23 protein-coding genes and 1 tRNA gene are annotated in these 20677 nt (G+C 48.6%); 22 read left to right on the top strand and 2 right to left on the bottom strand.

Going from position 1 to position 20677, the window contains the following annotated elements; all coding sequences use genetic code 11:
• The first annotated feature begins 13 nt into the window (after window positions 1-13).
• From BM299_RS09975 to BM299_RS09875, 22 genes are all read left to right on the top strand, one after another.
• On the top strand, window positions 14-2095 hold the full coding sequence (locus BM299_RS09975; RefSeq protein ID WP_092483559.1) for a thioredoxin domain-containing protein: 2082 nt from the start codon (window positions 14-16) through the stop codon (window positions 2093-2095).
• Window positions 2096-2214: 119 nt separating this feature from the next.
• Window positions 2215-2790 (top strand): ANTAR domain-containing response regulator, encoded by a 576-nt coding sequence (locus BM299_RS09970; RefSeq protein ID WP_092483557.1) that lies wholly within the window; start codon window positions 2215-2217, stop codon window positions 2788-2790.
• Window positions 2791-2981: 191 nt separating this feature from the next.
• A complete protein-coding gene (glnA, locus tag BM299_RS09965) occupies window positions 2982-4307 on the top strand; it encodes a type I glutamate--ammonia ligase (RefSeq protein WP_092483555.1) in 1326 nt (441 codons plus the stop codon).
• Between the two features lie 278 nt (window positions 4308-4585).
• Window positions 4586-5068: a nucleotidyltransferase domain-containing protein gene (locus tag BM299_RS09960; RefSeq protein ID WP_092483553.1), complete on the top strand. Its 483-nt coding sequence runs from the start codon at window positions 4586-4588 to the stop codon at window positions 5066-5068.
• Window positions 5069-5305: 237 nt separating this feature from the next.
• Window positions 5306-6886: an FMN-binding glutamate synthase family protein gene (locus BM299_RS09955; RefSeq protein ID WP_092483551.1), complete on the top strand. Its 1581-nt coding sequence runs from the start codon at window positions 5306-5308 to the stop codon at window positions 6884-6886.
• A gap of 169 nt (window positions 6887-7055) precedes the next feature.
• On the top strand, window positions 7056-7637 hold the full coding sequence (locus BM299_RS09950; protein ID WP_092483549.1) for an ANTAR domain-containing response regulator: 582 nt from the start codon (window positions 7056-7058) through the stop codon (window positions 7635-7637).
• Between the two features lie 108 nt (window positions 7638-7745).
• A complete protein-coding gene (gene glnA / locus BM299_RS09945; RefSeq protein WP_092483548.1) occupies window positions 7746-9077 on the top strand; it encodes a type I glutamate--ammonia ligase in 1332 nt (443 codons plus the stop codon).
• Window positions 9078-9352: 275 nt separating this feature from the next.
• On the top strand, window positions 9353-10684 hold the full coding sequence (glnA, locus tag BM299_RS09940) for a type I glutamate--ammonia ligase (protein ID WP_092483546.1): 1332 nt from the start codon (window positions 9353-9355) through the stop codon (window positions 10682-10684).
• A 230-nt stretch (window positions 10685-10914) separates the two neighbouring features.
• Entirely contained in the window at window positions 10915-11412 is a 498-nt protein-coding gene (gene ilvN / locus BM299_RS09935) for an acetolactate synthase small subunit (protein WP_092483545.1), read from the top strand.
• A gap of 85 nt (window positions 11413-11497) precedes the next feature.
• Entirely contained in the window at window positions 11498-11773 is a 276-nt protein-coding gene (locus BM299_RS09930; protein WP_207545163.1) for a CopG family ribbon-helix-helix protein, read from the top strand.
• A 2-nt stretch (window positions 11774-11775) separates the two neighbouring features.
• A complete protein-coding gene (locus BM299_RS09925; protein WP_092483541.1) occupies window positions 11776-12126 on the top strand; it encodes a type II toxin-antitoxin system PemK/MazF family toxin in 351 nt (116 codons plus the stop codon).
• A 156-nt stretch (window positions 12127-12282) separates the two neighbouring features.
• Entirely contained in the window at window positions 12283-13029 is a 747-nt protein-coding gene (locus BM299_RS09920) for a gamma-glutamyl-gamma-aminobutyrate hydrolase family protein (protein ID WP_092483539.1), read from the top strand.
• Between the two features lie 63 nt (window positions 13030-13092).
• A complete protein-coding gene (locus BM299_RS09915) occupies window positions 13093-14247 on the top strand; it encodes an amidohydrolase (RefSeq protein ID WP_092483537.1) in 1155 nt (384 codons plus the stop codon).
• A 159-nt stretch (window positions 14248-14406) separates the two neighbouring features.
• Entirely contained in the window at window positions 14407-14814 is a 408-nt protein-coding gene (locus BM299_RS09910; protein ID WP_092483535.1) for a response regulator, read from the top strand.
• Between the two features lie 136 nt (window positions 14815-14950).
• Window positions 14951-15433 carry a tRNA (adenosine(37)-N6)-threonylcarbamoyltransferase complex ATPase subunit type 1 TsaE gene (gene tsaE / locus BM299_RS09905; RefSeq protein WP_092483533.1) on the top strand — a complete coding sequence of 161 codons (483 nt, stop codon included), beginning with the start codon at window positions 14951-14953 and terminating at the stop codon, window positions 15431-15433.
• A complete protein-coding gene (tsaB, locus tag BM299_RS09900; protein WP_092483531.1) occupies window positions 15414-16124 on the top strand; it encodes a tRNA (adenosine(37)-N6)-threonylcarbamoyltransferase complex dimerization subunit type 1 TsaB in 711 nt (236 codons plus the stop codon). Before tsaE ends, tsaB begins: the two co-directional genes overlap by 20 nt.
• A 37-nt stretch (window positions 16125-16161) precedes the next feature.
• Window positions 16162-16611, top strand: a complete 450-nt coding sequence (gene rimI, locus BM299_RS09895) for a ribosomal protein S18-alanine N-acetyltransferase (RefSeq protein ID WP_092483604.1) — start codon at window positions 16162-16164, stop codon at window positions 16609-16611.
• Window positions 16612-16687: 76 nt separating this feature from the next.
• Window positions 16688-16831 (top strand): hypothetical protein, encoded by a 144-nt coding sequence (locus BM299_RS19310; RefSeq protein ID WP_165608261.1) that lies wholly within the window; start codon window positions 16688-16690, stop codon window positions 16829-16831.
• Window positions 16832-16987: 156 nt separating this feature from the next.
• Window positions 16988-17560, top strand: coding sequence for an RNA polymerase sigma factor SigX (locus BM299_RS09890; protein WP_245779721.1), 573 nt, complete (start codon window positions 16988-16990; stop codon window positions 17558-17560).
• The gene (locus BM299_RS09885) at window positions 17560-18681 is read left to right on the top strand and encodes an anti-sigma factor family protein (RefSeq protein ID WP_092483529.1); all 1122 of its coding nucleotides are present in this window, start codon (window positions 17560-17562) and stop codon (window positions 18679-18681) included. The genes BM299_RS09890 and BM299_RS09885 overlap by 1 nt, the downstream gene beginning before the upstream one ends.
• Window positions 18682-18697: 16 nt before the next feature.
• A complete protein-coding gene (locus tag BM299_RS09880) occupies window positions 18698-19012 on the top strand; it encodes an ATP-binding cassette domain-containing protein (RefSeq protein ID WP_342741330.1) in 315 nt (104 codons plus the stop codon).
• A gap of 133 nt (window positions 19013-19145) precedes the next feature.
• Window positions 19146-19220, top strand: a tRNA-Arg gene (locus BM299_RS09875).
• A gap of 239 nt (window positions 19221-19459) precedes the next feature.
• Here BM299_RS09875 and BM299_RS09870 read toward each other — a convergent pair.
• Window positions 19460-20296, bottom strand: coding sequence for a GGDEF domain-containing protein (locus tag BM299_RS09870; RefSeq protein WP_092483527.1), 837 nt, complete (start codon window positions 20294-20296; stop codon window positions 19460-19462).
• The gene (locus BM299_RS09865; RefSeq protein ID WP_092483525.1) at window positions 20297-20653 is read right to left on the bottom strand and encodes a hypothetical protein; all 357 of its coding nucleotides are present in this window, start codon (window positions 20651-20653) and stop codon (window positions 20297-20299) included.
• Between the last annotated feature and the right edge of the window lie 24 nt (window positions 20654-20677).

Here is a 20677-nt window from a genome sequence, read left to right as displayed (position 1 = left end):
TGAAAAGAAAAAAATGGTCAAACCAACCTCAAGTACACATACAAGCCGCCTGATAAACGAAAAAAGCCCCTACCTGTTACAGCACGCCCGTAATCCGGTGTACTGGTACCCGTGGGGAGAAGAGGCCTTTGACCGGGCCACCAGGGAGGACAAGCCGATTTTTCTCAGTATCGGTTACAGCACCTGTCACTGGTGCCATGTCATGGAAAGGGAATCCTTTGAAGATCAAGAAGTGGCGGAGGTGTTAAACCGGTATTTTGTTTCCGTTAAAGTAGACCGGGAAGAGCGGCCCGATATCGACCATATTTACATGACGGTCTGTCAGGCCCTTACCGGGCAGGGTGGATGGCCGCTGACCGTTATTATGACCCCGGATAAAAAACCTTTCTTTGCCGGCACCTATTTTCCCAAACGATCCAGGTGGGGGCGCGCCGGACTGCTGGATATTCTGAAACAGATAGCCCAAAGGTGGCGGGACGACCGTGACAAAGTTATGCAGGCCGGCAACCTAATCACCGAAAGAGTGCGGGAATTTGACCGCATCCCCGGGGAATCGTTTGAATCGCCGCTGGAAATAACAAAACGTGGATATGAACAATTCAGACAGGCTTTTGATAAAATATACGGCGGGTTCGGGTCCGCGCCCAAGTTTCCTACTCCGCACAACATACTGTTTTTATTAAGATACTGGAAGCTGACCGGGGAATCTGAAGCCCTATCCATGGCAGGAAAAACGCTCCGCGCCATATACCGGGGCGGAATAAACGATCATATCGGATTCGGCTTCGCCCGCTATGCCACCGACCATAAGTGGCTGGTCCCCCATTTTGAAAAGATGCTTTACGACAATGCGTTGTTGGCCCTGGCTTTCCTGGAAGCACACCAGGCTACCAAAGATGAATATTACGCCGGGGCGGCAAGGCAGATTTTCACCTACGTTTTGAGAGATATGACCCACCCCGAGGGAGCGTTTTATTCCGCCGAAGATGCCGATTCGGAAGGGGTGGAGGGCAAGTTTTATGTATGGACGCCTGGTGAAGTACGGGAAGTGCTGGGCAGGGAAGCGGGCGATATCTTTTGCCGGGTTTATGATATTACCGAGGCCGGAAATTTTGAAGGCCATAGCGTACCCAATTTAATAAACACCTTACCGGCAGAGCACGCCAACGGGCTGGACATTGAGGTGGATGGACTACTAATAATATTGGAAGAATACCGGCAAAAATTATTCGCCCACCGGGAAAAAAGGGTACACCCGTTCAAGGACGACAAAATACTGACGGCCTGGAACGGGCTGATGATCGCCGCCCTGGCCCGGGGAGCCGCCGTACTGGGTGATGCGCGGTACCGGGAAGCGGCAGAGCGGGCGGAGCGGTTTATCCGGGAGAAGCTGCAAAGGGCGGACGGGCGGCTGCTGGCCCGCTACCGGGACGGGGAATCGGCCTTTACCGCCTACCTTGATGATTATGCCTTTATTATCTGGGGTTTAATTGAATTGTACCGGGCAACATTCAAACCCGTTTATTTGAGCCAGGCTGTGGATTTGATCGATAAGGCCCGAGAGTTATTTTGGGATCGGGAAAAAGGAGGTTTTTTCTTTTACGGGGCCGACGCCGAGCAGCTTATTACCCGGCCCAAGGAAGTATATGACGGGGCCACGCCTTCAGGAAATTCAGTAATGGCTTTGAATTTACTTCACTTGGCGGCCCTGTCGGGCGACAGTCGCCTGGAAGAAATGGCGGAAAGTCAAATGCGCGCCTTTACCGGGACTGTAGCGGAATATCCCCGGGGCTATGCCCATTTTATGAACGCAATGTTGTTTGCCGCGGGGCCGGTTACGGAAGTGGTGATCGTGGGCAGGCAAGATGATACCGGAGTTGCGGAAATGCTGCGCCGGGTCCAGCGGGAATACACGCCCAACACCGTAATCATCTATCGACCCGAAGGGGAGCAGGAGAGGCTAATTGAAAACTTGGCGCCTTTTACCCGGGAGCAGCAGCCCGTGAACGGGCAAGCCACGGCATATGTCTGCCGGGACCGGGCCTGCCGGGAACCGGTTACCGACCCGGAAGCCCTGGGGCAATTGTTACAATAAGCAATTTATATACTAAGATTATACGTTTATGTATAGTCAGTTTAAGTCTTCCCCTGCTTGTATTGGATAATGGTGGCATGATAAAATGTGACTGATTTTTTTTAGCAGGGGTGGTGCCCGTGTTAGGCACGCGAATTATGCTGGCCAATGCCGACAAGGTTTTACACCAGCAACTCATGGAAATATTGCAGCGGTCAGGGTACGTGGTGGTGGCAGAGCCCGCCGACGCCAAGGCCGCGCTGCAGGAGGCCCTGAAATACGAGCCCGATGTTATTGTGGTGGACGATAATCTCCCCGGGGGAAGCCTGATGTTTGCGGGGTATATCAGGGAGCACAACCTGGCACCCGTCGTGTTGATTACTTCTTATTCCGAAAAAGATATGATGGAAATATCCCGGGTACCCGGGATATTTGGGATAATAACCAAGCCAGTGCATGAAAGTTACGTGCTGCCGGTTGTAGAAGTGGCTATCAACGCTTTCAATAATATCCTCAGCCTGGAACGGGAAATTAAGAAATACAAGCAGGAGTTGGAAAATCGCAAACTGCTGGAAAGAGCCAAGGGGTTGTTGATGGACCGCCGCAGCATGTCCGAGAGCGAGGCGTTTCGTTACATGCAAAAGATCAGCATGGATAAGTGCATCCCCATTACCAAAGTAGCCAAAAACATTATTGTAAAATTACAAAAACAATGATATATTTTAAGTATACAATATTCTTCGCCAAAACATATTGCTTATAACCTCTTAAACCATATAATAATAATTGATAGGTAAATAAATTTTTCGGGGCAAGGACGTCCCTAACAAGCATGCGTGGTTTTGCGCATGTTTGTTGGGGACGTTTATAATTTTCCGGAAAAATATTTACCTGAAGGAGGATCACCGTGAGGACCTTTACTAAACAAGACGTGCTGGAAAAGGCTGCGGAACACAATGTCAAGTTTATTCGCCTACAGTTCACCAATATTTTCGGTACCTTGAAAAACATCGCCATAACTGTGGAAGAACTGGAAAGAGCTCTGGACGGGCAGATTAGTTTCGACAGTTCCGTAATCGAAGGTATTGTTGGTCGGTACGAATCCGATATTTTACTCAACCCGGACCCCTCCACTTTTGTAATATTTCCTTGGCGGCCTCGCGAGGGCGCAGTGGCTCGACTGATCTGCGACTTGCTGCACCCCGACGGGACACCCTTCGGCGGCTGCTCCCGCTCGGTTATCAAGCGAACTATAGCCGCGGCCGAGTCTAAAGGGTTGCACCTGCAAGTCGGCGCGGAAATAGAATTTTTCCTGTTCCAAACCGATGAAAAGGGTAAACCGACGGTGATTACCCACGATCAGGCCGGCTATTGCGATCTAACACCCGTGGATATGGGGGAAAACGCCCGCCGTGACATGGTGCTGACATTGCAGGAAATGGGGTTTGATGTTTCTTCCTCACATCACGAAATTGCCCCGGGGCAGCACGAAATTTTTCTTAAGGAAGATGATGCCCTGGCCATAGCAGACAGCATAGCCACTTTTAAATTTGTTGTACGCACCATTGCCCAACGACACGGCTTGCACGCCACTTTCATGCCAAAGCCTGTTTCCGGCGTTAACGGTTCGGGTCTACACCTGCAAATGTCACTTTGGCAGGATGAGAAAAATGTATTCTATGCTGCAAAGGAACCCGACGGTCTGAGTATTACAGCCAAAAGATTTATTGCGGGGCTTGTTGAGCATGCCGGAGCGCTCACGGCTATTGCCAATCCGCTGGTTAACTCCTATAAACGCATTTCATCCAACGACCTGGCCCCGGTTTTGGCCGGCTGGTCGGAAAATAATCGCAGCGCCATGATACGCGTTCCTTCCTGGCGGGGTAACGGCACCCGGGTGATACTGCGCAGCCCGGACCCGACCGGCAACCCCTATACAGTCATAGCAGCGGCCCTTCAGGCCGGGTTGGACGGAATCAAACGTAAACTTACCGCCCCCAAACCCCTGGCTAAAGATATCCCGGCCTGGGAAATAAAAGAAGTGATCCGGGAAATGGGGCTCCCGCGCAACCTGGAAGGCGCCCTGCGGGCTTTTAAAACCGATGTGGTTATCAAACAAGCACTGGGTGAATCTATTTTTCAACGCTATCTGGAAGCCAAGGAAAATGAGTGGGAAAGATTCCAGTCCCAGGTACACCAATGGGAACTTGATGAATACCTGCAAAACTTCTAACTTGTATCGAATTTTGCACCACGAGATGTAGTTAAATTGATTGTCTATATTTTCAACTGATCTAGTAACATAATCTGAAACAGAATGCATGGTAAATATTGCCACACTTTCTGTTCCAGATCATAAAACATGCAACCAAAGGAGTTGGAATATTTCCAAGAATCAAACTTTGACGCTTTTCAGCCAGATACAATAAAACAATACAGAGATAGCATTTTTATGTAGCATTTACAGATATAGAGAAATATTTTTTTACCCTTTGAAGGGAGGATAGATATATGCTGGCAGCTGCTTTCTTTGACAATTCCCTTGCTTTTTGCAGCCAAAAACATTACTACTCCAGGGAGGAAATCCTGCAACTGATGCAAAAGAATTGCCCGACCATTCACAGCCGGATCCGCTACGCCCTAGCCAAGGAACTGGGCCGGTATCTCGGGGAGCAATATGCTACTGTACAATCCGTCTACGTTTATGGCAGCACCATGAAGGATTCGGCCGGAAAAACCTCGGATATCGACCTGCTGGTCCTGGTGGGGGAGAAAACACCTTCCCTGGCCCAAGCAGTGCAGTTATTGAATGATAAATTACTATCGCTTTACCGAGTACTCCTGGGTGACGATGCTCCACCCATCCGCCGCATGTTGGACGTACACATCGTCGACACGGATGAGGTGGCCGCCCGCAGGGGATACGGCACCCTAATCGGCTCCCTGTACCAGCCGCCCACTAAGATCTGGAGCCGAAACAGCGATCTGAATTAGCATACCTGAAAATTTAAAATATAATTTCAGGGCAATTAATAGCATGAGAAAGGGGGAATCAATCAGGGTAGGTTACGTTTACCGGCATAACAAACAAAAAGTTAATTTTTAAACAAGTCGCTAATACTTTTAACGAATACTTAGCTGATTAGAGAAAAAGAAATACCGGTTGGCACTATTTAGATTTTAAAGAGAAAAAAATATTAACTTTTATGGATTGCATAGGAGGATGGAAAGATGAATTTCAGTAACGGTATCAACGCCAGTGCAGCAACTTTAACCCGTTTACGCACCGGAGAAAGCAAGTGCCCTTTTAGCGGAATGTGCGTAACCTGTCTCGATGGTTGCCCCGGACTCTGTGAAATAGGCAAATCAGCCATACGGGGCAAGGAGGTTCTATACCCCCAGCCTTTCGGGAAAACGACTTCCGCTTCCCAGAAAGATTACCCCGTTGATTACTCGCACTTTAACATCATGGGCACCGCAGTAGGGGCTTACGGTATCGAAGCCGATTCGAACAAGGCGATATTCCCCGCCGTTAACCTGGAAAGCGCAGTGGGCGCCAATGGCGACATCAAACTAAACCTGCCCATCGTGGTGGCAGGCATGGGCTCCACCAATGTGGCAGCCAACAACTGGGATCACCTGGCAGCAGGCGCCGCCATCTGCGGCGTAGGCATTGTGATCGGGGAAAATGTCTGTGCCATGGACCCCAACTCGGAAATCAAGGGCGGTCGGGTAGTTCATTCTCCCAATATGGCCAAGCGAATCAAGGTCTTCCAGGATTGGTACAACGGCAAAGGCTTTATCGCCGTGCAGGCCAACGTGGAAGATACTTCCCTGGGCGTACAGGAATACTGCCTTGAAAAACTGGGCGTTGAGGCCGTTGAACTTAAATGGGGCCAGGGTGCCAAAGACATCGGCGGCGAAGTAAAATTGAATACCCTGGAAAGAGCCCTGCAGCTCAAGAGCCGCGGATATGTTGTACTGCCCAACCCCGAAGATCCCAAGGTGCAGGAAGCGTTCAAGGCGGGCGCTTTCAGTGAATTTGAACGGCACTCCCGGATAGGATTCGTGGAGTATGAATCGTTCATGAGCCGGGTGGAGGAATTGCGTAACGCCGGTGCCAAGTACGTCATGCTTAAAACCGGGGCCTATCGCCCGGCCGATCTGGCCCGCGCCGTCAAGTACGCCTCGGACGCCAAGCTGGACCTTTTAACCGTGGACGGAGCCGGCGGCGGCACCGGCATGAGCCCGTGGCGGATGATGAATGAATGGGGTGTACCCACAGTTTACCTGCAAGCCATGTTGATGAAGTATCTTGACAAGCTGGCCGCCAAGGGCGCTTATTTGCCGCCTGTGGCCATAGCCGGCGGGTTCACCCTGGAAGACCATATGTTCAAGGGTCTGGCCATGGGTGCCCCGTATACCAAGGCTATCGGCATGGCTCGTTCCGCCCTGTCGGCGGCCATGGTGGGCAAAACCGTGGGCGAGGCCGTCAGGAGCGGCAAAGTACCCAACGAATACAAAAAATACGGTGAAAAACTGGAGCAGGTCTTTATCGCCGCCGAAGAACTGAAAGATAAACTGGGCGCCGAGGCATTTGACCGGCTGCCAGTGGGCGCTATCGGAGTTTACAGTTATTTTGAGCGTCTAGCGCAAGGACTGCGGCAATTCATGTGCGGCGCCCGCAAGTTCAGCCTGGAGCACATGACCAGAAACGATCTGGTGGCCCTGACTAAAGAAGCGGCTGAGATTTCCGGTATCCAGTATGTGATGGATTGCGATGCCGATGAAGTAGAGAAAATTTTGGGTTAACAAAAAGGTATTGATTTTAAGGGATTGGTTAGTTTATAATAAGGGCAGTTTAAAAAGTAAATGATACAATGATGTATCATAATATGGCAATGATGCCCTCAACAGGTATTCTGTCAGTATCTGTTTGAGGGCTTTTTGTTTGATCCTTTTGACGGGAGGTCAACTCCGCATGGGCGAACAGAGGATTGTTTTGATAGATGCTGACACTGTATGGCGAAAAAATTTCAAGGCGATGCTGGGCAAATACGGCTACTGGGTGGTGGGTGAAGCCGGCGACGGCCTGAGTGCTCTAAAGCTGGTCCGCAGCAGGCAGCCGGACCTGTTAATCATAGATGCCGCCCTGCCCGGAATGGATGGACTGCAAGTAGCCAAAATTGTGCACGATGATAAGCTGGCACCCGTGGTGGCGACCAGCACCTCCAACCAACAGGGAATTATGGAAAAGGCCAAGGAAGCCGGGGTGTATGCTTTACTTATAAAGCCCGTGAGTGAAACCTCTCTCATTCCAACCGTTGAGCTGGCTCTGGCGAACTACCAGGAGATTATGAACCTGGAGAAGAAGATCAAGGACCTCCAGGAAACGCTGGAAACCAGGAAACTGGTGGAACGGGCCAAGGGCATTTTAATGGAAACCCACGGACTGTCTGAAGCCGAGGCCTTTCGGCGCATACAGCGCCAGAGCATGAACAAACGCGTTTCCATTCGCGTGGTAGCTGAAGCAGTAATCATGTCCCAGGCATTAAATAAATAGGGGCCAGTATGATAAGGTACCGCAAAGGTAAAGGCGCCTTAATAAAGCGGGTACTAAAAACTGCTTTAACGGGACGCTGTTTATTTTTACAGGAAAGGTGGAATATTTATGCATGATACTCTCAAAAATGAGGTGCTGGCCAAGGCCAGGGAGGCCGGGGTAAAGTTTATCCGCTTGCAGTTTACAGACATTCTGGGAGTGTTAAAAAATGTGGCCATTACCATAGAGCAGTTGGAAAAGGCCTTGGACGGCGAATTGATGTTTGACGGTTCCTCCATTTTCGGGTTCACCAGAATTGAGGAGTCCGACATGTACCTGCGCCCGGACCCGCAAACATTTGTTGTCTTCCCCTGGCGGCCCAGGGAAGGCGGCGTAGCCCGATTGATGTGCGATGTATATAACCCGGACGGCACACCCTTTGCAGGATGCCCCCGCAACGCCTTGAAAAAGGTCCTGGCAGAGGCGGCGGAACTGGGGTATACCATGCAGGTGGGCCCGGAACTGGAATTTTTCCTGTTTCAGGTTGACGGCAGCGGCGCGCCCTCTTTAAAAACCCATGACCGGGCCGGTTATTTTGACCTTACCCCGGTGGACCTGGGTGAAAACGCCCGGCGCAGCATGGTTTTGACACTGGAAGAAATGGGTTTTGAAATAGAGGCTTCACACCACGAGGTAGCCCCGGGCCAGCACGAAATAGATTTTAAATATTCCAATGCCCTGGATGTGGCCGATAAAATAGTGACTTTCAAATTTGTCGTACGGACCATCGCCCAGCGACACGGCCTGCATGCCACCTTCATGCCCAAACCTGTTTTCGGCATTAACGGCAGCGGCATGCACATGAACCAAAGCTTGTTTAAAAACGGCGCTAATGTATTTTTTGACCCGCAGGACCCCGGGCAATTGAGCAAGGACGCCTATCACTATATCGGCGGCCTGTTAAAGCATGCCCGGGCCATCGCTGCCGTGGCCAATCCTACAGTAAATTCCTATAAGCGATTGGTACCCGGTTATGAAGCCCCCGTTTACCTGGCATGGAGCGGTCGCAACCGTAGTCCCCTGATTCGGATCCCCGCCAAGCGGGGTATGAGCACCCGGGTGGAACTGCGTAGTCCCGATCCGTCCTGCAATCCGTACCTGGCCATCGCCGCCTGCCTGAAAGCCGGGCTTGACGGTATCAAAAACGAAATCGCACCGCCTCTGCCGTGCGACCGAAACATCTACGAAATGGATGAAGCAGAACGTAAAGAATTGGGCATTTACAGCCTGCCGGGCAGCCTGAAAGAGGCTGTGGACGAACTACTGGCCGACGAAGTCATTCGGGACGCGCTGGGCCCGCACATACTCGCCAAGTACGTAGAGGCGAAAAATGCGGAATGGGATCAATACCGGGTCCAGGTGCATAACTGGGAAGTTGATAAGTATCTGACTATGTTTTAAACACTTTTACTTAAATCTTATTTCCATCCTCAACCCTGGTTCCTCATTATGGAGCAGGGTTTCTTTTTTATAAGAATTTATAGAGCACTCTGGTTTTTTACCCAACTTGTGTTATACTAATGGTTAGTAATAAAATATTGAAAGGGTACAATGGGGTACCGTTACAGGGCAACGAAGCCTGCATGGCAGTTAATTCGAATTGTGACTGTCATTGTGGGCTTTTTTCATAAAATGCAAATTGTACCCTGCAGCAGCTCAAAGGAGAGGTGTGAAACATGGCTGTACTAACCAAAGAAGATGTGCGCAGCATGGCCAGGGAATACGGCGTCAAATTTATTCGCTTGCAGTTTACCGATATTTTCGGTGTATTGAAGAATGTTTCGATTACTGTTGAACAACTGGATAAGGCCCTGGACAACGAGTTGATGTTTGACGGTTCTTCCATTGAAGGCTTTGTGCGTATTGAGGAATCTGACATGTACCTGCACCCTGACCCGTCAACATTTGTGGTTTTCCCGTGGAAACCCAGGGACGGTGCGGTGGCCAGATTAATCTGCGATATTTACAACGCCGACGGCACGCCCTTTATCGGCGACCCGCGCCATGTTTTACGCCGGGTCCTAGCCGAAGCGGCGGATATGGGCTATTCCATGAACGTAGGGCCCGAAGCTGAATTTTTTCTTTTTCACGTGGACGGAGAAGGCAAGCCCACAACCATCACCCATGACCGGGCCGGATACTTTGATATGACGCCGGTTGACCTGGGGGAAAACGCCCGCCGGGACATGGTGCTCACCTTGCAGCAAATGGGCTTTGAAATTGAAGCCTCGCACCATGAGGTGGCCCCCGGCCAACATGAAATTGATTTCAAGTATTCTGATGCTCTGGATATTGCGGACAAGGTGGTTACCTTCAAGTTTGTCGTACGGACCATCGCCCAGAGGCACGGGCTGCATGCCACCTTTATGCCCAAACCAATTTTCGGCATCGCTGGATCGGGTATGCACTTGAACCAGTCTTTAATGAAAGAAAGTGCCAACGCCTTTTATAACCCGGAAACCCCAAACCAGCTTAGCAAGGATTGCCTTTACTACATTGGCGGTTTGATGAAACACATTCCGGCCATTACAGCCATCACCAACCCTACGGTTAATTCCTATAAAAGACTGGTTTCGGGGTACGAGGCGCCGGTTTACATAGCCTGGTCCTACCGCAACCGCAGCCCCCTGATCAGGGTGCCGGCCAAGCGGGGTCAGTCCACCCGAATTGAATTACGCAGCCCCGACCCGTCCTGCAACCCCTATCTGGCCTTTGCCGTCTGCCTGAAGGCGGGTCTGGAAGGCATCAAAAATAAAATTGAGCCGCCCGAACCATGTGATCGTAATATTTACGAACTTTCCCCCCGGGAACGGGAACAGCTGGGGATCGGAAACCTACCCGAAAGCCTGCAGGAGGCTATGCACTGCCTTTCCCTGGACCGGGTTATCCAGGATGCCCTGGGCCCGCATGTGCTGCACCGGTTTATGGAAGCCAAGAAAATTGAATGGGACAGCTACCGGATGCAGGTGCACCCGTGGGAATTGGAGCAATACCTGACCAAATTTTAATTATTTTCCTAATATGCACCAATAAATATTTTGTTGCAAGGGTTTACAAAGCCCGCTGACCCGGCTTTGTAAACCCTTTATATTTTGGAGGGAAATCGCCACAGCAGTAAAAAATGCGGTTTGGCAAATTTTAATTGGGAAGTCCTACTTATTTATGGTAAAATATTTTTTATAAAAAAATATAGCATTAATTTATAACCCAATTGATTAAATTATGGAGGTTAATCATTATGACTCACACCCTGGCCGTACTTGTTTTAAACAAACCGGGCGTTCTGGCCCGTATTGCCGGACTCTTAAGCAGACGTGTATTTAACATTGAAAGTATTGCCGCCGGTTATACCGAGGAGCCCGATATTACCAGAATCACCCTGGTGGTCAACGGGGACGAGCATGTGCTGGAACAGGTAATTCACCAGCTCTCCAAGCTGGTTGACGTAATCAAAATAACCAGGTTGGAGGACCGCGAATCCATCGAAAGGGAACTGGCCCTGATCAAGGTTAAAGCGGACCCGGAAAAACGCCGGGACATCGTGGACATTGTCGAAATATTTCGCGCCAATATTGTTGACGTGGGCAAGGAAACCATGGTCATTCAGATTATCGGAGACGAGCAGAAAATCAGCGCCTTTACACATGTCCTTGAACATCAGGGTATCGTAGAAATGGTACGCACCGGTAAAATTGCGCTTTCCCGTCAACCCCAGGCGGCAAAGGATGGAAAATAGGTTTGTATTGACAAAGGGCTATACCCTGTGTTTATAATGTGTTATATTTGAGTATAGAATATGTTTATACTGGGGGTTATTGCAGGTGGCACAGGTAAAGCGTATCATGATCAGCCTACCGGAGTATTTACTGAGTGAAATTGATTGTATTGCCGCGGATGAGAACCTCAATCGCAGCGAATTTGTCCGGGAAGCCATGAAGCTTTACATTAAGGAGCGGAAACGCCGCTTGCTGAGGGAGCAGATGAAGAAAGGGTACGTGGAAATGGCCAAAATAAACCTGGCCCTGGCCATAGAACAATACAGGTTGGAGTCCGAAGTGGCGCCGGCGTTTGATGAACCTGTGGCGGGGGGCAAGTGATTATGCAAATACGCCGCGGTGAAATTTATTATGCCGATCTAAGCCCGGTGGTGGGTTCAGAGCAGGGGGGGACACGCCCTGTGTTAATTCTGCAAAATGATATCGGCAACCAGTACAGCCCCACCACCATAGTGGCCGCAATTACGTCGCAAATCGCCAAGGCCAAACTACCCACCCATGTAGAGTTACCGGCCGGTCCCGAAGGGCTGGGTAAAAATTCGGTAATTTTATTGGAACAAATACGTACCATAGATAAAAGCCGGCTGCTGGAAAAGGTGGCTTCACTGCAAAACGAAATGATGTTGAAAGTAAATCAGGCTGTGGAAATCAGCCTGGGCTTGGTAGACATTTAGTACGTACATAAAACAGTGTTACATATATAATCGTACATAATTTGGCTTAATAAGCTGTCGCCGCGCTGGCGACAGCTTATTAATATTCGGGCATATCAATAACATAGCAAAAGCCCCCTTACCTATATATTATAAATAAAAAAGGGGGCTACAACTATGCAGCCATTGATTGGTATATCCTGCTGTTATGATAATGTGCCGGGCAGGTTCAATCTGGGCGAAGATTATGTGCTGGCAGTGCGGGCCGCCGGAGGGGTGCCGGTAATATTGCCCCATGCGGGGGATGCCGATATTCCGGAGATTTTGCGTGCCGTTGACGGGGTGCTTCTTTCAGGGGGAGGCGACCTGGACCCCGATTATTTCGGCGAGGAACCGCTGCCGGAAAACGGCTATATCGATCCCCAACGCGACCAGTTTGAGATTCAACTGGCCAGAATGACCATGGCGGCAGAAATACCATTACTGGGCATCTGCCGGGGGATGCAGGTGATGAATGTCGCCACCGGCGGTAAAGTACACCAGGACATCGGCCTGGCGCTGGATAAATATCTCCAGCACCAACAGCAAGCGCCACGCTGGTATCCTACACATGGTATAAATATTACAAAATATAGCACCCTATACAATATTTTAAAAGGAGATAAACTCAGAGTCAATTCATTTCATCATCAAATTATCAGTTTTATTGGCAAAAATTTTACCATATCAGCCACGGCCGGAGATGGCGTGGTAGAAGCTATTGAAAGCGTCAATGGCAGAAATTTTGCCCTGGGTGTGCAATTTCACCCGGAAAATATGTACAGAAAATACCCGATTTTTTTGCAGATATTTGCCGCTTTTGTGCGCGCAGCTGCGCGTTATTTGTCGAGCAAAAAAGGTCGTTTGATACAGGAAAAATGCTAACTATTGTAGAATGCCATTTAGGCTGAATTTACAAAAGTAGATTAATTATTAAGGGAGAGGAAAATGCAGGCGATAGTGGGCGGTAAAGTAATTACTATGCAAGGCGGTTATTATCCAAACGGAACCGTGCTGATGGAAAACGGTAAAATAACCGCCGTGGGAGAAAAAATACCCGTGCCCGACGGGGCGGATGTTTACGACGCCGTGGGTCAAGTGGTCATGCCCGGTTTTATTGATGCTCACACCCACCTGGGCATGCTGGAAGAAGTTTTTCGGGAAGACGGAGACGACCTGAACGAAAACACTGACCCCATCACGCCGCACCTGCGGGCTATTGACGCCATCAACCCCGTGGACCTCGGTTTTCAAGACGCCCTGGCGGGCGGTGTAACCACCGTAGGCACCGGGCCGGGCAGCGCCAACATCCTGGGAGGAGAAATGGTGGCTTTAAAGACTCTGGGTACAGTGGTGGACGATATGGTTATGCAGTACCCAATAGGTTTGAAAGCTGCCCTTGGCGAAAACCCCAAACGCAATTACGGCCAGCGTAAAAAAACGCCGGCCACCAGAATGGCCTCGGCAGCTTTATTACGCGAAACACTTGTACGGGGCATTGAGTATATAAAAAAAATGGAGCGAGCTAATCGAGGAGAAGGAGAATACCCGGAGCGTGACCTGAAATTGGAAGCCGTAACGCGGGTACTGCGCCGGGAAGTTCCACTGCGGGTACACGCGCACCGGGCGGATGATATAATGACGGCCCTGCGCATCGGCGGTGAATTTAATATACGTCTGATTATTGAGCACTGCACCGAGGGACATCTGGTGGCGGATAAGCTGGCCCGGGCCGGGGTACCGGCAGTGGTCGGTCCGGTCATTGTTAACAGGGCCAAGGTGGAATTACAGAATCGAAGCCTGGAAACTGCCGCCGTGCTGGCCGGCCACGGGGTAAACTTTGCCATCATGACCGATCACCCCGTAGTACCTATACAATATTTAAGCATATCCGCCGGACTGGCTGTTCGGGGAGGTCTTTCCGAAGAGCAGGCCCTGCGAGCCATTACCATTGAACCGGCCAGAATACTTGGCCTGGACCATAGAATCGGTAGCATTGCGCCGGGAAAAGACGGGGACATTGTGGTATTGAGCGGGCATCCCTTTGACCTGCGCACCGTAATAAAAAGAGTCTATATTAACGGAACATCTGTTGAATTTTAATATTTTCGGTTACAATTTCAAGTTTTTGATAAATAAATTACGATATAAAAAAGGATTATTCTGTTTTAGATAGAAATAAATATATAATGTGGGAACAAAATACTAATTTGTATAATTTATATATACAAAAGTAGTTCTGTACAAGGAAGGGTGAGCTTAATGCTTAAAAATAACTTGGTGATCTTGGTGGTTGATGATCAACCCGGGGTCCGTTACCTGCTGGACATTGTGATCAAGGAGGCGGGGCATAAAGTATATACCGCCCAAAACGGCCTGGAAGCGGTGGAAAAAGTACGCGCCCTACGGCCCGACCTCGTTTTTATGGACGTTCGGATGCCTCTGATGGGCGGGTTGGAGGCGCTTGCTAAAATTAAGTTGATGTATCCGGAAACAAAAGTGGTGATCATGACCGCATACGGATCGGACGATACCATTGATCAGGCCAGGGCACAAGGAGCCTTGTGTTGCCTGGCCAAACCATTTGATGTTGAGGATATAAAAAACTTTCTAACGGATTTTACCCGGGATTATATTGATAATTGTTGCTGCAAAGCCAACGCAATATAAAAAGAAGGCGGGCATTCAACCCACCTTCTTTTTGTTTTACCAACCCGTTTCAAGCAATAAAATAGCACTGGGGCGTGAAAAGGGTTATAATACCTAATATAAATATTATTGTCGTATCCTTTGGAGGTTTTTTACATTGTTCACGACTCAAACCCGATCAGCAGGTGAAACGCTTGAACTGGGTAAAACAGTGGGTGCTTTGCTTACAGCGGGAGATGTTATTTCTTTAGACGGCGACCTGGGAGCGGGTAAAACCTGCTTTACTACGGGAGTAGCCCGGGGATTGGGGATCACCGGGCGGGTAACCAGTCCAACCTTTACTTTAATTAACGAGTATTACAGCGGCAGATTACCATTATATCATCTGGATGTTTACCGGCTGGGTGCCCCGGAGGAACTGGAAGACCTGGGATATGAAGAGTATTTTTATGATACCGGAGTAACAATGATAGAATGGGCCCAAAAGGTGGAAAATTATTTACCCCCCAAAAGGCTGGACATAATTATTGAAAAATCGCCGGAGTATGAGAACGGTAGGATTTTTAAAATAATTCCGCACGGAAAACGTTACGAAGATTTGCTCAGGGAGTTGATGCGGCGTGTATATTCTGGGTATTGAGGCAGCCACTCCGGTGGCGGCGGTGGCAGTAGTAACCACCGGCAAAATAATGGCCGAGCGGATGGTGAATAACCGGCGCACCCATTCAGTAAACCTGCTGCCAATGATACGTGATGTCATTGCCGACGCCGGATTAAGCAAAGAAGATCTCGGCGGCATCGCCGTATCAGTAGGCCCGGGATCTTTCACCGGCTTGCGCATCGGCATGAGCACCGCCAAAACACTGGCCCAGGTGCTGGGCTTGCCCCTGGCCGGTGTACCGTCGCTGGAAGCGCTGGCTTACCCGCTTTCCGGCCAGACCGGGCTGATATGTCCGGTACTGAACGCCCGGAAAGGCGAGTTATACGCCGCCTTGTTTCTCAACAAAGGCCGAGAGCAAAAAACCCTACTACCGGCCTTTGCTACGGGGGCCGAGAAATTGGCCGGCCTCCTCCTGGCGTACGATCAGGAAGTGACTTTTTTGGGGGACGGGGTACCTGAATACGCGGATTCGTTAAAAGAGTTAATGGGCGGGCGGGCCAGATTTGCTCCGGAATGCGCCTCTTTTCCCAGGGGTGCCGCGGTGGCAGAACTGGGCTTGCGCCGCCTGCAATCCGGGGTAAAAAACGATCCTTTAACGCTGCTGCCCAATTATGTCCGGCAATCGGAAGCAGAGATCAAGTGGCAGGAAAGGTGCCGAAACATTGAATAAAGTACAAACCTTACCGGCGAACATTAAATTTGACCGAATGCAACCCGAGCATCTGGACCAGGTGTTGGTAATAGAAAAGTCTTCATTTCCCACACCCTGGACCAGGCAGGCCTTCGACTATGAAATACAAATCAATGATTTTGCTCACTACATTGTTGCTCTGCAGGATAACCGGGTGGCCGGGTACGCAGGCATGTGGATTATTCTTGATGAAGCCCATATTACCAATGTGGCCGTGCATAAGAAGCACCGGTCCCGCGGGTTGGGCAAGGCACTGATGCTGGAAATGATAAAACGGTCGGTCCTGCTGGGCGCAGAACGTATGACCCTGGAAGTACGCCCTTCCAATACGACGGCGCGTCATCTATATACTAGGTTGGGCTTTGCTGAAAGGGGCCTCCGTAAAAAATATTATACCGACACCGAAGAAGACGCTATTATCATGTGGAAAGACGATTTGGTGGGTATGTTGACCTGTAATAAGTAACTTGGTTATTGCCATAAATAATTTATTATTATAATATTAAAATTAGCAAATAATTTTAAGGAAGGATGTTATAAAAATGTCGAGATTCCTTAAATGGTTGCTGCGTGTAGGCGGCCTTGGCCTTATCGGTGCAGCCGCACTGGGAGGACTGTCCGGTCCTTATCCCATTATACTGGGCATCGCCGGCCTGGTTTTATTTTTTGCCGCAGGACCCACCTGAAGTGATTGTTAGCCGCGGAGCGGCTATTCGGCGGACCGATAAATTACGGACAACACCAAATAAAGCTAGCATTTGATTATCATCACCATGTGTTACAATAAAGCCGGGGTTATCCCCGGTTTTTTATTTTAAACAATGTCACATTAAAAGGGCCGAGTGGGTTATATAAACGAAAGGAAAACGGGGAGGTGGCCGGCCATAATCCCGTCACAAAAGCTAATTGATAAAAACGTACAAGAAACATATCAACAAATATATCACCGTTATTACCCGGTTGTATGCCGCCAGCTTACATACATGCTGGGCAACCGGGCAACGGCGGAGGATCTGGCCCAGGAAACTTTTCTCAAGATGTATAACAATCCGCCGCAGGAATACAAAAACATCGGAGGATGGCTTTCCAGGGTAGCTGCCAATCTGGCATACAATTATCTGCGTAGTGAAAAAAGCCGCCAGCAAAGGGAACAGAAAGTCAACGGCCCAAAAGACGTAACAGCATCTTCAGAGGAAATAGCCCTGCAGCAGGAGGAAAAAAGAATTATCCAGCAAACGCTGGAGTCATTGGCGGAAAGGGATAAGTTGTGTTTACTTATGAAACATTCCGGATATTCGTATGACGAAATAGCCGAAGCAATCAATGTAAAAAAATCTTCAGTAGGCACAATAATCGCCAGGGCTCAAGCCAGGTTCAAAAGGATATACCTGCAACAAAAGGGGGGTGACGCCTGATGTGTTACGATGAAGGCATCCTTCAGGCCTGTATTGATGGCGAGTTGAACAGCAACCAAATGCGGAAAATAACCCTCCATTTAAACCAGTGCGCGGCCTGCCGGAATAAAATGGAAAACTTGCGCGCCAACGATATTTTTGTAAGTAAAAACTTGAGCATCTTTCTGTCGAATGAACCGGATACAGATTACAGTATTGAAACAGCCCCAATTGTAAATAAATCTAACCCCCAACCGGTCAATAAAAAAACATGGAGGTTTAAACAGGTCATGAAATTCAAAAAAATAATCGCCACCGCAGCAGCGGCAGCCGTAATGTTCACCGCTTTTAGCTTTCCGGCGGTGCGCAGCATGGCCGGTGAATTTTTAACCATTTTTCGGATGGAAAAAGTGCAAACCATTTCAGTGAGCACGGAGGACCTGAAGGAACTGGAAAAAGCCCTGCAAGAAGGCGCCAGTAAAGTGGATATTGATAACTTCGGTAGTGCTGAAGTTGTAGGCAAACAGGAATCCGTACCGGTAACCTTGACTGAAGCATCTGCAGCAGTGGATTTTGACGTTAAACTTCCACAGGTCGACGGTTTTGGTAATCCGCAATTACAAAAAATAACCGGCAATACTGTTAATTTAAAACTGGAAGTGCAAAAAGTTAACAGTCTGCTCCAGACACTGGGCAGTACATCATTATTACCCGACAACCTCGACGGCCAACATTTTTCGCTGACCATGCCCACCGCCATAGTGGCCACCTACAAGTCGGGTAATGCCCGGATAATGATTACCCAGGCCCGAAGCCCCGAGCTGAAAACGCCCGCCAACGTGGATGCGCTGGCCATCCGGGATGCCCTTTTAAGTATTCCGGCAATGCCCGATAACCTAAAAAACCAATTATTGGCAATTAATGACTGGCAAAATACTATATTAATTCCCAACATCGACGGCTCATCCAGGGAAGTTACCGTTAACGGAACGCGCGGAGTTTTCGTAGACGCCGGTTCCCGACAGCACAACTCCGCCGGCATGCAGTTCCTGATCTGGCAGCAGGATGGTGTGATATACACTATCTCGGGCGAAAAACTGGACCTGCATTCCGCCCTGGAAATTGCGACACAAATGAAATAAAGGTGGGAATGATTACATGAATTTAGCCATTGAAACTGTAGACCTGACCAAAAAATACGGCTCAAAGGTAGGTTGTGCAGAGATTTGTCTCCGGGTATCCCGGGGGCAAATCTTCGGCTTTTTAGGCCCCAACGGTGCCGGTAAAAGCACTTTGGTAAAAATGCTGGTGGGGCTTCTGTTTCCCATATCAGGGAAAGCAAGTCTGCTTGGGCGCCCGCTGGGCGATCTCAAGGTGCGCAGCAAGATTGTTTTTTTGCCCAAGAACTTCGCTATCATGATTGGCTTACCTGTGAACAATTGCTGGATTTCCACGCCTCTCTGTACGGCATAAGCGGCGCAGAAAGAAAGCGCCGCCTGTCCGCGGTGCTGGAGATGGTGGCCATATTTTGAATTTTTCACCTAATATTTATGCCTTGCATTATTTCAATTTTATGATACAATGTTTTATGTAGCAAATTTAACGGGCGCCTGTAGCTCAGGGGATAGAGCGCCGGCCTCCGGAGCCGGGTGCACAGGTTCGATTCCTGTCAGGCGCACCAAAACCGGATTTAACCTGAAAACCCTTAAGCCTTTGATACACAAAGGTTTAAGGGTTTTCAAATTTTATTCCGGCAATAATGACCCCAAATACCCCGAAATACCCCGCACAAAAAGGGGATGGGCGACGGTAAGCTATTTATCATCAATAATGCAAGAATTAAAACGCCGTACCCCAGTCCCGAACAGGAATTTGTCCAAATACTGCTTTTAATATAGTTCCTCATAAAATTAGTTTTTCCTAATAAATTATATACTTTTTGTTTAGTGTTTTAGCTTGTGTTGATGCCAAACTAGCTTTATTAATTAGATTCTCAATAACTTTATATTGGTTATTATAATCTCTGGCATATTTTCTATGTCCACCGCAGATTCCCGCTGAGACAGTAACAGGCACGCCGACTTTAGAGGTATGGAAGGCGATCTTATCTATAATCTTAGCGGCCAGTTGCTTAGCAGCGCTTATTTTGTTGAGAGTAACGACAACAAATTCGTCACCACCGTATCTGCAGATAAAATCACATTCATCATCTGTATATTCATGTAATACCTTTGAAATCTCTTTTAGACAGCTGTCACCGTAAACGTGTCCAAATTTTTTATTTATTTTCCCGAAATTATTAACGTCAAATAGAATTACACAAATTTCATGTCCTTCAGTTAGTAATCTTGTGGCAACTTGGTATATGTAAGCTGAGTTGTATATATCCGTTAAAGGATCATACATTTGCCCCATCTTTTTTTGTATCTGAGTCTTGGTTATTATCCCTATGACTGTACTATTTTTCACTACAGGCAATCGTTCAACCCGGTGTTTATCCATTACCATAGCCACATCCCAAACTGTATCGCTTGGCGCGCATGAAAAAACTCTTTTAGTCATTGCGTCGGCTACAAGCCGATTGGGGTGGCTAAGGCGTATATCTCTGGATGTAATAATACCTACCAGGTTACCGTTTTCAATAACAGGTAAACCGCCCAATTGATTTTTTCGCATATATTCCGCAGCATAAAAAACGCTTTTTTCAGGGTCAATTGAGATAACAGGACTTGTCATTATATCTTTTGCTTGAAACATTTAAACATCAACTTCTTTATATATAGAAATTGTAATTTCCAACGTGGCTTTAATTATGGATTTATCATTTACCAGTTTAATGCCTTCCTCAAGTATAGTATTAATTAAGGTATCTCGTGACATCCAATTAAAGAGTGAGCTTTTGACAGCCATGGCTTCTATCTGGCTGTTTTCCACGGGAATAACTTCATATTGACCGGGAGCGAGGGCGTCAACCATTCTGCGAACGGCCTCGGGTCCTATGGGTGCTCGTTTACCGATCAACAAAACGTCTTGCATAGGAGGAAGATCGAAGTCAGAAAAACGCATTTGTATATTGGCTTTTCTATTGCCACTTTTTTTATCGTTTGTATCCACCTAAAAGACCTCTTTCTAAGGCAA

The organism is Desulfoscipio geothermicus DSM 3669 (assembly GCF_900115975.1).
GTDB classification, from domain to species: Bacteria; Bacillota; Desulfotomaculia; order Desulfotomaculales; family Desulfallaceae; genus Desulfoscipio; species Desulfoscipio geothermicus.
This window is presented reverse-complemented; position numbering and strand designations above follow the sequence as displayed.